Genomic DNA, 13,750 nt, shown 5'->3' with positions numbered 1-13,750 from the left:
TTTTATGTATTCGCTATTAGTTTAACATTTTTTCTTTATTACTTAAATTCGGAGGCGATCCATATGATGAATTTATATGAATCTGGTGTGTTTTTTGATGAAATGTTAGATGGCAATCAGCCGAAGCCCCATTATCGGTCTTTTTATCAAAAGCTGAATGCTTTTTCGAAGGCGCAGTTAGACGAAAAATACCAGCAAGCCCAATCCAGTTTTTTAAGACAAGGAATTACCTTTACTGTTTATGGAGCTCAAGGTGGAACGGAGCGTACAATGCCCTTTGATTTTGTCCCCATTATCATTCCCTACAAACAATGGGAAATAATTGAAGCAGGTGTTAAGCAACGTGTGCAGGCCTTAAATTGCTTTTTACACGACATCTATCATCAACAGACCATTATTAATGATGGATTAATTCCAAGGCAGCTCATAGAGAATAATCCTTATTATTATGACCAAATGCTTGGAGTAAAGGTCCCAATCAATAATCATATTTTTTTAGCTGGAATCGATTTAATTCGAGATGAGCATGGCACTTATTTTGTGCTGGAAGATAATTTACGTAATCCATCAGGTATATCGTATGTTTTTCAAAATCGATATGTGATGAAGGAAGTGTATCCTGAATTTTTCTCAAAGCATGCTATTCAGTCTCTTGATAAACAAATGGCCTATATGAAAAAGGCACTTCTCGCTCATCAACCACGTTGCTTGCCGCCTGATGCTGAGCCTAGGGCAGTCTTATTGACAGCTGGGATGTACAATTCAGCTTATTACGATCATGTTTTTTTAGCGCAGCAACTCAATATTCAGCTTGTAGAGGGTCGTGATTTAGTTGTTCAAAATGATAAAGTGTATAAAAAAACGATCTATGGTCTAGAGAAGATTGATATAATTTATCGTCGAATTGATGATGATTTTTTAGATCCCAGTGTTTTTCGAGAGGACTCATTACTTGGTGTTCCACATCTAATGGCTGCTTATAAAGCGGGGAATATTGCTATTTTAAATGCTGTTGGGAATGGTGTTGCTGATGATAAGGCCATGTATGCCTATGTACCTGATATGATTCGCTACTATTTAAAAGAAGAGCCTATTTTACAAAATGTCACGACCTATCACTTAAGTGATGACAGTCAGCGGACTTGGGTTCTGGAGCATATGAATGAGCTAGTGATTAAAAATGTGAGCGCTTCTGGTGGCTATGACATGCTTATTGGTCCTCATGCAAGTGAGGAAGAAATTGCTAGATTTAAACAAAAAATTAATGAAAAACCATCTCAATATATTGCACAGCCAACCATTAAATTATCCAGGGCTCCAGCCTTTCAGGATAGTAGGTTCTATCCTTGCCATGTAGACTTACGTGTATATGTGATGAAGGGTGAGGATATGAATGTGCTACCTGGCGGTTTATCTCGTGTAGCTCTTAAGGAAGGCTCGCTAGTGGTGAATTCGTCTCAGGGCGGTGGAGCAAAAGATACATGGATATTAAAGGAGGAATGGCAGCATGCTAAGCCGAGTAGCCGACGCACTATACTGGATGGCAAGATATAGTGAACGAACGCAAACAAACGCACATATATTACAGGGACAGCTGTTGAATATGTTGGAGCAATCTGGAAAAGAGCATGAATATATTGATCATTGGGAAGCTATATTAAATATTTGTGCGTCAAAGGAAGAATATTTGTCCTGCTTTGAAATAATTCGAGTAAATCCTCTTATTGAATATTTACTTTTTTCAGAAAAGAATTGTAACGCACTTTTAGCAACTGTGAGTGCTATTCGAGAAAATGCACGTGTTACTCGTGATAGTATCCCTACTGAACTTTGGGAATTGCAAAATGCATTTTATTTGTCTCTTAAAGAGGAAATAATGGGAAGGCAAAAGCCTATTCCTATTATTGTGCTGAATTCTTTTTTGCAAAATGTTCGTAGGACTTCTTTAACGGTTACAGGATTGATTGAGGGCTCCATGGATCGTGATTTACCTTTTTACTTTATGCAAGTTGGGAAATGGATGGAACGGGCAGAAAAAACGATTCGAATGATATTAATCGTAATGGAGCAACATAAACACGTTACAATACCAATTCATGAAGTGGATGGTACCTTTCTACTTGAATTATCAGAGGCAACAGAATCGTATTTACGCAAGCATCGTCAAACAAATTTGCTCTGTGTTATTCAATATTTATTACAGGATATACATTTCCCGCGATCTTTCATGTTTTGCCTACAAAAATTAGAGGAAGCGTTTATCCATATAGAAAAGGATTCTCTTTCAGGAAGATTTTTAGAGCTTCATCCTCCTTTGAAAAGTTCAGTCTTGTCCATGACGAATATGGATTTATGGAATTTTAGTATGGAGGATATTATTTTATTAATGGAGGAAAGATTGCGCCAATGTATTGAATTTAGTCATACATTCGCGACAGTTTATTATTTATATGAACCCAGCATACAACCTTGAAGGGAATCAAATACAGCTCCCTTTCAACAAGCAAGTCAGTAAACAAAAGGAAGCGGACACAATGAAATTTGAAATTCAACATACTAATAAGTTTCAATATGAGTCTGAAGTTGACCAAAGCTTAAATACAATCCGCTTAAAGCCGAGAAGCGATGAGCGTCAGCGCTTATTATCTTATCGAATTGCAATTGCCCCCTCATCCCTAACACGTGAGCATACGGATATTTGGGGTAATACTGTTGGTACTTTCTATATTCCTGAGCAGCATCAGGAATTAGAAATTCAAACTACTTCTATCGTTAGTATTCAGCGTGCGCCATTTATTCATCGCATTCAATATTCACCAGAAATGCAAACGATATTTCATTCTCAGCTATTTTATGAACATTATCTTCCTTATTTAAAATTCACCCATTTTACGTATATGACAGAAAATCAATTAGAGGAAGTGTATCATGCCATTGGTCACGCTGAAAACCCTGTCCTTTTTTCACTTAATTTAATGCAATATTTATATTCAACATTTGAGTATGACCCTGGTGCAACAGATGTGACAACAACCGCAAATGAAGCCTTTGTACTTAAACGTGGTGTATGTCAGGATTTCACCCATGTCATGCTTGCAGTATTGCGGGCTAAAGGGATTCCAGCTCGTTATGTAAGCGGCTATCTATACGTTGATGAACACTCAGCTTTAGTCGGTGATATTGCTACACATGCCTGGGTGGAAGTAATGATCCCAGGCATCGGATGGATTGGCCTTGATCCAACGAATAATGTAGAAGTGCTGGAAAATCACATTATTTTATGTATTGGTAGAGATTATTCAGATATTAGTCCTGTAGAAGGTGTTTATACGGGAGGAAAGCATGACTTAACTGTTAAAGTAAATGTCAGAGCATTAAATCATCTATGAGAAACCGTGCAGTAAAAATACTGCGCGGTTTATTCAAAACGGCCCTGTCTTTCTGTTAACACCCATTTTCGTACATAGCCCATTGTTTGCTGAATATGTTCAATTGTTTTTTCACTCTGAAACGCTTTCTGCATGACTGTATAGCGTAAATCTGTTGCTCTGACATTCATGCCAATATCCTTTGAAATAACCTGAAAAATTCGTTCAACGGTCTTTGTTGATATAGATTTTGATTGGCTAGCCTCACTGACCCACATCCACTCCCCTGCCTCTTGCTGATGCAGCTCTTCGGTTGCTACTTTATAATGCTTCAGCATGTCCACTAAAATTGGAGAAAGTTTAATTTCTCTACGACCATTATGATTAGCAATATAGATGAACGTTGAATCAGTGTGCAGATGCGTCCATTTCATACGCACAATCTCAGCTGGCTTACAACCTGTTTCCAGCAGCATTTGCACAATGCAACCATTACGTCTTGCCAGCCAAGTATGCTCTTGAGTCTTCGCATATTGAAAATAGGTTGGCCAGACATTTGCAATGTTCATCAATTGCTTCGTTGTCAGTAATTTTAATGCCTCTTTTTGTCTCTTCTTTGGCTGTAAAATAACCTCATAATCAAACGGCTCCACCCACTCTCGTAAAAAAACAAAATCAACAAAGCCTCGTAATGTAGCAATTTTATGATTAAACGTGTTGATATTTACATACGTTTCCCTTAAGTAATTACTATATATAAATAACAATTCTTTTAACTGGTGATCCACATTCAAGTAGTTTTTCTCATGGGCAAATGCTAAAAATTGTTTCCCATCTAAATTATACTGTTTTTTTGTGGCAGTACTTTTCTTTAAAGAATTTAAGAGTAATAAATAGCTGTTCCATGCCTCCTCTAATGTGACCAAGTTAACTCCCTCCTTATTAGCTGTGCGTGGTTAGTTTTATTTTACTATATTATGGGTGCGTAGGTTATATTTATTTTTATAAATGATAATGTCGGATAATCTGTAATAAACATACAAAATACCGCTTCTCGAACTAAAATGCCTTTTTTTACATAGAAAACAAACGTTCTATAGTTGCAGCCTCTATCTTTTACTTTCTTACAATAGCAACTCCTCTTTTTCCTGTTGTAGTACAATTTCTTTAAAATGCCATTATTCTTGTAACACAAAGCAAATTTACATGAAAATTCGTATAATTTAGTGTTTATCACTGTTTGTGTTATATAATAAACGTATGAACTTATCATGTAGGGGGCGTTTCGAGGATGCAAGTGAAAACAACTCGATTAGAGGCAGAAGATGCAAAAATAATTTATCAAGAAACAGCAGGACTAGCGATTATTACAATTCATCGGCCACAGGCGAAGAATGCACTAACTGCAAATATGTGGGATCAATTGGCTAAGATTGCTTTACAAGTTTTAGACAATCCTAAAAACAAAGTATTAATTTTACGCGGGTCCGGTGAAAATTTTACGGCTGGCTCCGATATTAAAGAATTTAATGCTATTTCTCTCGAAAAAGCCGAGGAAGCCTTTGTACATATGGAAAAAACCATCTCTACGATTGAACGTTTACCGATTCCAACAATTGGCGTTATTAATGGACCAGCAATGGGGGCAGGCTTAGAACTGGCATTAGCCTGCGATATTCGCATCGGCTCAGAAAAAGCAAAACTTGGAATCCCTGTTGGCAAGTTAGGAATTACTTTAAATAACAAATTTGCACAGCGTTTAGTTCAACTTGTTGGGCCTTCTACAACGAAGGATCTAGTCTTTACAGGCCGTATGTTTAAAGCAGAGGAAGCGTTTAAGCTCGGTATGCTTAATTATTTAGTTGCTGCAAAAGATATTAATAAATACATGATTCGAATGGGTAAGCTTGTGGCAGGAATGTCACCCGAATCGTTATTAGCGGTTAAACAATCTGTTCAAGAATGCGTAGACAGTGTACCAGCATTGTGGAAAGGCTCTACACCATTTGTTGGAAACGATTTTTCAGAGGGCTGCCGTGCATTCGTTGAAAAACGTCAGCCTCACTTTACACGTCAATCGAAATAAAAAACAGGTACTCTATACGCGTAAAGGCGAGTAGAGTGCCTGTTTTTTATGTTCTTCTCTTTATTATGGCTAATTTTATGTGAAGATGAATGGCATCTAGCTCATAACCAAAATGCTGATAAAAATCGACCTGCACATTCTTTTGTAGTGCATATAATTGATCTGGTAATGAATAATCAATTGGTACCTTAAGCTGTAATGTGATTGTGGTAAACGCTTGCTCCCCTAATGTTAATTGCACTTGCTCAACCTTGTGAACAATGTCATGCTGTGAACAACAATACGTCAAAAGCTGCACGTAGACATGCTTACCAATTTCTATATATTCCTGTTGGAAATCAGGACGAACAATCGTTGTCTCCCCTATTTTTTCACGCTTTGACGAAAAAATTTCCATTCCTCTTTGAACTAAGCGCTTAAAAAAGTTTTGCTCTACTTGGCGATATGGTATAGGCATTACATGTTTGCCTTGGGTTTGACGGATAAAACGTGCTTTGGCAATTTCTTTTTGAGATCGCACATCTTCCACATAGTAATATGTTTTGATTGACCCAAGCTCTAACTGACGGGCAATTGTATTTGTCATTTTATCAGACGTACCTATTAATAAAATAGTCTGTACCTTATATGTATCAAGTGCTTTTTTTACTTCCTCACGATGAGCATCATCTGTAAAAATAGCACGACGAACGGCTGTTATTGTGTTTTTTTCAAATTTTGCGGAGAGCCCTGCAACTTTCATACCGTTTACAATCAGTAGACCATCATCAATAATAGCCTCTACCCCTATTTTATGCGCGAAGACAAGTGCACTGGTACTTTTCCCTGTCCCGCTTGGTCCACTTAAAGAATACACTTCCATATTGTTCATCTCCCTTTCTTGTTATGATAGCAGAAATGTTTCCAATTTTCCGTCATTATTTATATTTCCAACATTCGCTAAAAGATTTCCGCTAGCCTAAGCGAACATCTTCTCCTTTTCAGAAATATATTCTTTTTTCAGAATAACTTTCCCTTTCTGTGCTTTAGTATGATAAAATGTGAACTACTATTCTGTTATACAACTATAAGGAGTGTACTAGTTTGAAAATTGTACCGTCAAAAAAAATGTCATTATTCACACCAGCAATTTTTGGAGATTTAAAAAACCATGCCAAGCTTCAGCAAGAAAAAGGCATGAAGATGATTGACTTAAGCTTAGGAAGCCCTGACCTTCCCCCACATGCTAAAATTCGTGAGTATTTATCCTATAGAGCGGGATTAGCAGAGTCCTATGGTTATACATTAACAGGTACGCAACGCTTTTACGATGCAGTAAGCCGCTATTATAAACGTCGTAGCAATATAGAGTTAGATCCCGCTTCTGAAATTATTCAAACAATCGGCTCTCAAGAAGGATTAGTGCATTTACCAATCGCCTTTTGTGACCCAGGTGACATTGTGTTATCTACGAATCCTGCTTACGTTGCTTATGATGCAGGAATTCATCTTGCAGGCGCAACACCTTATTATATGCCTCAAACAGCTGACAACGACTATTTACCAGATTTAGATGCGGTTCCTGAAGAAATTGCCCAAAAAGCAAAGCTATTGATTTTAAATTTACCAGGTAATCCAGTCCCTGCAATGCCATCATTAGCCTATTTCGAAAAAGTCATTGCCTTTGCTAAAAAATATAATATTATCGTCCTACATGATGCGGCCTATTCCGAGTTCTACTTTACAGGCGATGGTCCGATTAGCTTCCTTGCCGCTCCTGGTGCCAAAGAGGTTGGAATGGAAATTAACTCATTATCAAAAAGCTTTAGCCTTGCGGGTACACGTATCGCGTATATTGCAGGAAACGCTGAGATGATTGCCATTTTAAAGCAATTAAAATCAAATTTAGATTTTGGCATATTCGAGCCTATTCAAGATGCAGCCGTTGTTGCGCTTGATAATGCAGAGGAAATTACAGCAAGTTTACGAGCAACATTTTCAGAGCGTCATAAAACATTAATGAATGGTCTACGTGCAATCGGATGGGATGCAGCTCCTTCAAATGGAGGGATGTTTGTATGGGCGAAATATCCATACAATATTGATTGTACAGAATTAGCCTTTAAGCTGATTGAGCAAGTTGGGGTTGTAACAGTTCCAGGTACAGTATTTGGCTCAGCTGGACAAGGCTATTTACGCTTAGCATTAGTACAGCCAAAAGAAGTACTACAGGAAGCTGTCGATCAATTAGCACAAGTACAATTAGCAACACAATCTTAAGGGATCGTCCTGCTATATGGCACTTTGCCACAATACATTCCCACATAAAAAACAGTTACTGCTTTTTTGCAGTAACTGTTTTTTCTCATACTTCATATTGCTGATGTTCCTCGTCCTCATAACGATTATAGCGCTGTTTAAATAGCTTAAATAAATGGGTTACAAGCACTTTAAAGATGGCATAGCCTGGAATCCCTAAAATAACACCTGGTACGCCAAATAAAGAACCAGCCGTTAATAATACAAAAATAATGGTGATTGGATGGATACTTAGCGATTTCCCCATAATTTGTGGAGAAATAAATTTTCCTTCAATAAGCTGTACCACTGTCCAAACAATTGCGAGCTTAATCAGCATAAATGGTGATGTTACTAGGGCGATAATTACAGCAGGTGTAATCGCAATAACAGGCCCTAAATAGGGAACCACACTTGTAATCATTGCAAGGAACCCAAGTAATAAAGCGTATTTCATGCCAATAATTAAAAAACCGATTGTTACCATGGCACCAATACACATCGACACTAAAATTTGACCCTGTATGTAGGAGCTAATTTGCTTGTCCATATCGTGAAAAATTTCATGCACCTCTTTACGCATACGAGGTGGACAGATGTTTAACATAAACTTTGGTAACTTTTCACCATCTTTAAGTAAATAAAACAAAATAAATGGTACTGTTACTAATGACAGGATTATGCCTGTTAAAGTTGAAAGGAAGCCTGTAATACCAGATGCCACACCCTGTGCTAAGTTCGTCGCTGTATCTTTCACCGTTTCAAATAAATCCGTTGTGACATTCTTAACAACTTCGTCATAGTTAAAGTCTATTTTATCTAAATACTCATTGAAGCGAGAATGTGTTAAGTACTCAACAATATTTTGCGTCAGTGCCATAAAATATCCAGGAAACTCCTGCAATAAATTTGTAAACTGATCTCGCAGAAACGGATAAACTAGTACTACTAGTAATGTAATGAAACCGATGACAGCAATGTATAAAATCAAAATACCCCATATTCTTGGAATACGCCAATTTTCTAGAATCCCTAATAATGGGCGCAATAGATAATAGGCGATAATGGCAAGTACCCCTGGTAAAATCACTACCTCAAATAATACTTTCAGTGGGGTAAATATAAAGGAAACCTTTTGGAACATGAAAATAACACATGCCAACAATAATAAAGTAATGAGTGTAAAAAATAAGTTTTTCCCACCTAAAAAGCGGATGAACTTCGTTGAAAACAAATTAGACCGCTCTTTTGGTCTTTCTTTTTCCATATACCCACCCCAATCCAAATGCTTTACCTTTATATTACAGGATAATGTTGACTTATGCGAACCATCACTCCAGCTGCATACCCAAAAATTCACTTAAAAAGGCTTTATTTTTTTCAACATCAATAACGATTGAATCCCCTGCATGACTAAAGTTCTGGAATTGATAGCTTCCCTCAATTGGGATGGTGGCCTTTTCAATTTTGACCTTCCCTTTTGACACCATTTTGAGTACCTGCAGAATTTCCCCAGAGGAGGAATAGTCTGTTGTTACATACCCTTGTGCTGCCCCAACAAACTTTGGTAAGTTCAAAATATTTTGAGGTGCTAGCACTTCATTCTTTATGGCTTCAATAACCTTTTGCTGACGCGCCACACGACCAAAATCTCCCTCTGCATCGTGTCGGAAACGAGCATAACCAAGTAATTCTTTCCCGTTTAGGTTATGCACACCCTGCTTTAAGGAAACGCCTATCTTTTCAGACATATCTTTTTCAACATTTATTTCAACCCCATTTGGCGCTAAAATATCTACTAGTGATTCAAAATTTTTAAAATCTATAATGGCATAATGATGAATAGGAAGACTAAACATATTACTGATTGTTTCCTTTAATAATTGCACACCACCTAAATAATAAGCTGTATTGAGCTTATACGATTGGTAGCCAGGAATATCTGCATATATATCCCGCATTAATGATACAAGCTTGATATCATTTGTTTTCTTATCCCATGATAAAACCATCATGGTATCCGTACGTGATTTTTCTTCTCCACGACTATCTATACCTAATAATAAATAATTTTCTATATCCCCTTTAACCGTATCACCGCTAAAATCTTCTTGCGCTACTTTTGTGTCATTTGCCAGCTCAAGCCCGTTTCGATATTGCATCACTGAATAACCAACCAGAACAATGACACAAAGCAATAGCAATGATAATAATGCTCTACCTTTACGCAATCGACGTTTTTTGGGACGTTGTGAGCGTCTTGAATACTCTTGCTCTTCCATACTTCATAACTCCTCTATTGTAATATAGTTAATGTAACGATTCACCATAAGGAAAGTTTCATCAAAATATTATGCATGCTACAATTATCCATCTAATCGTTATTTTACACCTAAAGTGTCAGTCGAGAGCAAAATAATGCTATAATATTTTCACGTTAGAAAGGATGATAAACTATGATAGAAAAAGCTGCATTTGCGGGTGGTTGTTTTTGGTGTATGGTCAAGCCATTTATAGAATGGGATGGCATACATAAAGTTACTTCAGGTTATATGGGTGGCCATTTAGAAAATCCAACTTATGAGGATGTTAAAAAAGGCAATTCTGGTCATTTAGAAGTTGTAGAAATTGAATTTGACCCTGGCATCTTTAGCTATGAGCAGCTTCTAGATATCTACTGGATGCAAATTGATCCAACAGATGCTTACGGTCAATTTCATGACCGCGGTGAATCCTATACAACGGCAATTTTTACCTATTCAGAAGAACAAAAACGCATTGCCGAAGCATCCAAAGAGAAATTAGCAAAAAGTGGACGCTTTGATAAGCCTATTGTAACCACAATTCGTGATACTCAACACTTTTATCCTGCAGAAGATTATCATCAGGATTATTATAAAAAAGAGCCTGAGCATTATCAGAAAGACCGAGCGATTTCGGGTAGAGATCAGTTTATTACAGAGCATTGGAAAAAGTAAATATAGTCTAGTTTCGGACAAAAATTAAAGTTAGAAAAGCGCGAGAAATCAACGTTTCTAAATTGATTTCTCGCGCTTTTAGGTTTTGACCAGCTTTGTCCTAGCCTCTCCATATAATTAACGATCAGAAGCTGTTTTCAAAAATGATTGGAGTGCCTCGAAGAATCGTTTGCCATATTTTTCGAACTTTACTTCACCAATCCCACTAACATGTCGTAAGCCTTCAAGCTCCATTGGTTTTTGCTCACATAATTCACGTAATGTTTTATCAGAGAACACCACAAATGGTGGTACCTGTTCTTCATCTGCAATCTCTTTTCGCAATACTCTTAAATGCTCGAATAGTGGATCATTGTCTGCCAGTTTACGTACAATGACAGCTTCTTTTCGCATCACCTTGCGATTACCCAGTAAAACCGCTTTGCCTTCCTCTGATACATAGATGGTTGGATACGTACCGTGCTTTACAGCTAGTAATCCTTCCGCAATTAAAAATTCAATAAAACTGGAGACATCTTTTGAAGAGTATTGCCCTTTTAAAATGCCATAAGTAGATAAACGTGCAAAGCCAAATTCCGTCATCTTTTGATTTTTAGAACCAATTAGCACTTGGGCCACCATTGTCTTACCAAATTTTTGTCCCATCCGTACGACGCAGGCAAGCACTTTTTGCGCATCTACCGTTACATCCTTGACCTCTCGCCCATCATTACAATTACCACAACGACCACAAGGTTCTCCTGCCTTCTCACCAAAATACAGGAGAATTGCATTTTGTAAGCATCCCTCTGTATGACAATAATCCACCATCGTTTGTAGCTTTACTAGTTCTTGGGTAATTCGAGATTCATCCTGTGTTTGTTCAATTAAGAAACGCTGTGTTTGGACATCCCCTGATGCATATAGTAAAATGCAGGCACTTGGTAAACCATCGCGTCCTGCTCGCCCTGCTTCCTGGTAATAGCTCTCCATATTGCGGGGCATTTGATAGTGAATAACGAAACGTACATTGCTCTTATCTATACCCATGCCAAATGCATTGGTCGCCACCATAATACGCGCCTCATCTTTTAAAAAGCGCTCTTGCTCTGACATACGCAGCTCTTCTGCCAGCCCTGCATGGTACTTGGCGACAGATTCGCCAGAACGACTTAAGACGTCATATATTGCATCCACAGCCTTACGAGTTGCAGCATAAATAATGCCCGCTTCCTGCTTGTTCTTAGTGAGGTAATTTTTAATATAACGTTCTTTATTTTCACCAATTAATACTGACAAAGCTAGGTTATCGCGCGCAAAGCCTGTAATGACCGCTGATTGCTCGTCAATCTCTAATAACTGTCTTATATCCTCACATACCGCTGGCGTTGCTGTTGCTGTAAGTGCTAAGACTGTTGGCTTTTGTGGCCACAATGTAAATAATTTTTGAATAGCTCGATAGCTTGGTCTAAAATCATGCCCCCATTGAGAAATACAATGGGCCTCATCTACAGCTAGCAGAGGTACTGACAAATAGGATAGTGCCTGTAAAAACGCAGCACTTTCCAATCTCTCTGGTGCTATATAAAGCAGCTTTAAATAACCCGCACTTGCAAGCTGCATTGTTTCATCCACTTCCTGTACGGATAAGGTACTGTTAATATAAGCTGCTGGGATATTTGCTGCACGTAATGCCTCCACCTGATCTTGCATAAGAGAAATAAGAGGGGAAATTACGACAGTTAAGCCCTCCAGCATAAGAGCCGGAATTTGATAGCAAATTGATTTTCCGCCACCAGTTGGCATCACACAAAGACTTGATTGTCCTTGTAATGTCTGCTGAATAATTTGTGCCTGTCCATTACGGAATGAATCATAGCCAAAATGATGTTGTAGCATTTGTCTTGCTTGCTCCATCCAACTTTTCACTCCTCAGTAGTTAGACGAATAAGCTTATACTCGCCTTGTTCATTTTTTTTAATTTCATAAAGCATCTTCGAGTTAGCAAGTGCCTCCTGCCCCGCAGAATTCGTTAGTAAATATTCTGTTATTGCACGCACAACCATATGCTGCTCTACCACTTCAATGTTTTTTATAGTAGTCTTGGAAAAATTAATTTTTGCCTGCTTAGAGGCATAGTAAGAGACCATATTTTTCAAAGTTTCCTGTAAATCATCTGCTCCAACTATAGATTCCATTACACTAGCGTCCTGAATATCAACAGCAGCTTTTAAATGCTTATGGAATACATCTAAAAATTGCTTAATTTCATCTTCATTATATGCAAAAATATTTTTCCCGTACTTTTCTATAGCCTGCTTTACAGTTGCTTGATCCCCCTGCTCTATATAGGGGTACAAATTTTTGGATTGAGAAAGTCGATCACTAACTCTCATTCCCTCTTCAATCCATTCATCAACTAGCTGAGCTATGTCTTTAAATGGCAATATGTATGGCTGTGAAACATCGTTTTGCTGACGATTAAAGTAGATACCTACAAACTCACCATTCTCTGCCTCCAGTACAGGGCTTCCTAATGGTAATGATTGGTCTACATCTATATAATAAGCAGCAACTTTATCACTGTACTTATGAATGGTGTGTGGCAAACCATCGACATAAACCGAAAGCTGATTTAAATCTCCCTTATATATCGTCGGTACCTTTACTGATGTTTTATAGGATACTTGTAAGATGGCGATATTATGTGCTGTAGACATATAATGTACAGTCGCTTCCACAAGCTTATTATTCGCAAATTCAATGAGTGCAACCGGCTTAGAGGCTACGAGTGCACCATTTGTGACTATATAAAGCTTATCCTTATCCTGACTGACAATAAGCCCTGCACCAATACCGTTTTCACCAACAACTTTTACCTCTGGCACAATTTTCTCTTCCTGTTTTATTACTACTTTTTCTGATTTTGTCTCTGATTTTTTTGTCTGAAACAGTTCTGCCACTGTTTGATTACCACAGCCTGTTAATAGCATAGCTGTTGCTCCCAAAATGAGCATCTTTTTCTGCATAGCTTCACCAATACTTTCTTTCAGCTTCTTTCT

12 protein-coding genes are annotated in these 13,750 nt (G+C 37.8%); 6 read left to right on the top strand and 6 right to left on the bottom strand.

The window, feature by feature from the left end:
• Nucleotides 1-63 precede the first annotated feature (63 nt).
• The 3 genes from AC1RNS_RS05795 to AC1RNS_RS05785 all read left to right on the top strand — a co-directional run bounded on the left by AC1RNS_RS05795 (nucleotide 64) and on the right by AC1RNS_RS05785 (nucleotide 3,389).
• On the top strand, nucleotides 64-1,554 hold the full coding sequence (locus AC1RNS_RS05795; RefSeq protein WP_492991388.1) for a circularly permuted type 2 ATP-grasp protein: 1,491 nt from the start codon (nucleotides 64-66) through the stop codon (nucleotides 1,552-1,554).
• Entirely contained in the window at nucleotides 1,508-2,473 is a 966-nt protein-coding gene (locus tag AC1RNS_RS05790; protein WP_492991387.1) for an alpha-E domain-containing protein, read from the top strand. The genes AC1RNS_RS05795 and AC1RNS_RS05790 overlap by 47 nt, the downstream gene beginning before the upstream one ends.
• A 61-nt stretch (nucleotides 2,474-2,534) precedes the next feature.
• On the top strand, nucleotides 2,535-3,389 hold the full coding sequence (locus tag AC1RNS_RS05785) for a transglutaminase family protein (protein ID WP_492991386.1): 855 nt from the start codon (nucleotides 2,535-2,537) through the stop codon (nucleotides 3,387-3,389).
• A gap of 29 nt (nucleotides 3,390-3,418) precedes the next feature.
• On the opposite strand, the gene AC1RNS_RS05780 is transcribed toward AC1RNS_RS05785, so the two are convergent.
• A complete protein-coding gene (locus tag AC1RNS_RS05780) occupies nucleotides 3,419-4,294 on the bottom strand; it encodes a tyrosine-type recombinase/integrase (RefSeq protein WP_492991385.1) in 876 nt (291 codons plus the stop codon).
• 365 nt (nucleotides 4,295-4,659) lie between these two features.
• Between AC1RNS_RS05780 and AC1RNS_RS05775 the strand changes: the two genes are divergently transcribed.
• Entirely contained in the window at nucleotides 4,660-5,454 is a 795-nt protein-coding gene (locus tag AC1RNS_RS05775; protein WP_492991384.1) for an enoyl-CoA hydratase/isomerase family protein, read from the top strand.
• A gap of 46 nt (nucleotides 5,455-5,500) precedes the next feature.
• Here AC1RNS_RS05775 and AC1RNS_RS05770 read toward each other — a convergent pair whose 3' ends face one another.
• Nucleotides 5,501-6,316, bottom strand: a complete 816-nt coding sequence (locus tag AC1RNS_RS05770) for a hypothetical protein (protein ID WP_492991383.1) — start codon at nucleotides 6,314-6,316, stop codon at nucleotides 5,501-5,503.
• Between the two features lie 221 nt (nucleotides 6,317-6,537).
• On the opposite strand from AC1RNS_RS05770, the gene AC1RNS_RS05765 reads away from it, so the two are divergent.
• Nucleotides 6,538-7,713 carry an aminotransferase class I/II-fold pyridoxal phosphate-dependent enzyme gene (locus AC1RNS_RS05765; protein ID WP_492991382.1) on the top strand — a complete coding sequence of 392 codons (1,176 nt, stop codon included), beginning with the start codon at nucleotides 6,538-6,540 and terminating at the stop codon, nucleotides 7,711-7,713.
• Between the two features lie 85 nt (nucleotides 7,714-7,798).
• On the opposite strand, the gene AC1RNS_RS05760 is transcribed toward AC1RNS_RS05765, so the two are convergent.
• Complete coding sequence (locus AC1RNS_RS05760) at nucleotides 7,799-8,998, bottom strand: AI-2E family transporter (RefSeq protein WP_492991381.1); 1,200 nt, start codon at nucleotides 8,996-8,998, stop codon at nucleotides 7,799-7,801.
• A 64-nt stretch (nucleotides 8,999-9,062) separates the two neighbouring features.
• Entirely contained in the window at nucleotides 9,063-10,013 is a 951-nt protein-coding gene (locus AC1RNS_RS05755) for an LCP family protein (RefSeq protein ID WP_492991380.1), read from the bottom strand.
• Between the two features lie 174 nt (nucleotides 10,014-10,187).
• Between AC1RNS_RS05755 and msrA the strand changes: the two genes are divergently transcribed.
• A complete protein-coding gene (gene msrA / locus AC1RNS_RS05750; protein WP_492991379.1) occupies nucleotides 10,188-10,709 on the top strand; it encodes a peptide-methionine (S)-S-oxide reductase MsrA in 522 nt (173 codons plus the stop codon).
• Nucleotides 10,710-10,826: 117 nt separating this feature from the next.
• Here the strand turns inward: msrA and recQ are convergent, their stop codons facing one another.
• Both recQ and AC1RNS_RS05740 read right to left on the bottom strand, forming a co-directional pair.
• Entirely contained in the window at nucleotides 10,827-12,605 is a 1,779-nt protein-coding gene (gene recQ / locus AC1RNS_RS05745) for a DNA helicase RecQ (protein ID WP_492991378.1), read from the bottom strand.
• A gap of 8 nt (nucleotides 12,606-12,613) precedes the next feature.
• The gene (locus AC1RNS_RS05740; protein WP_492991377.1) at nucleotides 12,614-13,717 is read right to left on the bottom strand and encodes a TcaA NTF2-like domain-containing protein; all 1,104 of its coding nucleotides are present in this window, start codon (nucleotides 13,715-13,717) and stop codon (nucleotides 12,614-12,616) included.
• Between the last annotated feature and the right edge of the window lie 33 nt (nucleotides 13,718-13,750).

Source organism: Lysinibacillus sp. GW821-FHT14F06 (assembly GCF_058803665.1).
Note: the sequence above shows the minus strand (reverse complement) of the source record. Positions and strands in the feature narration are given on the sequence as shown.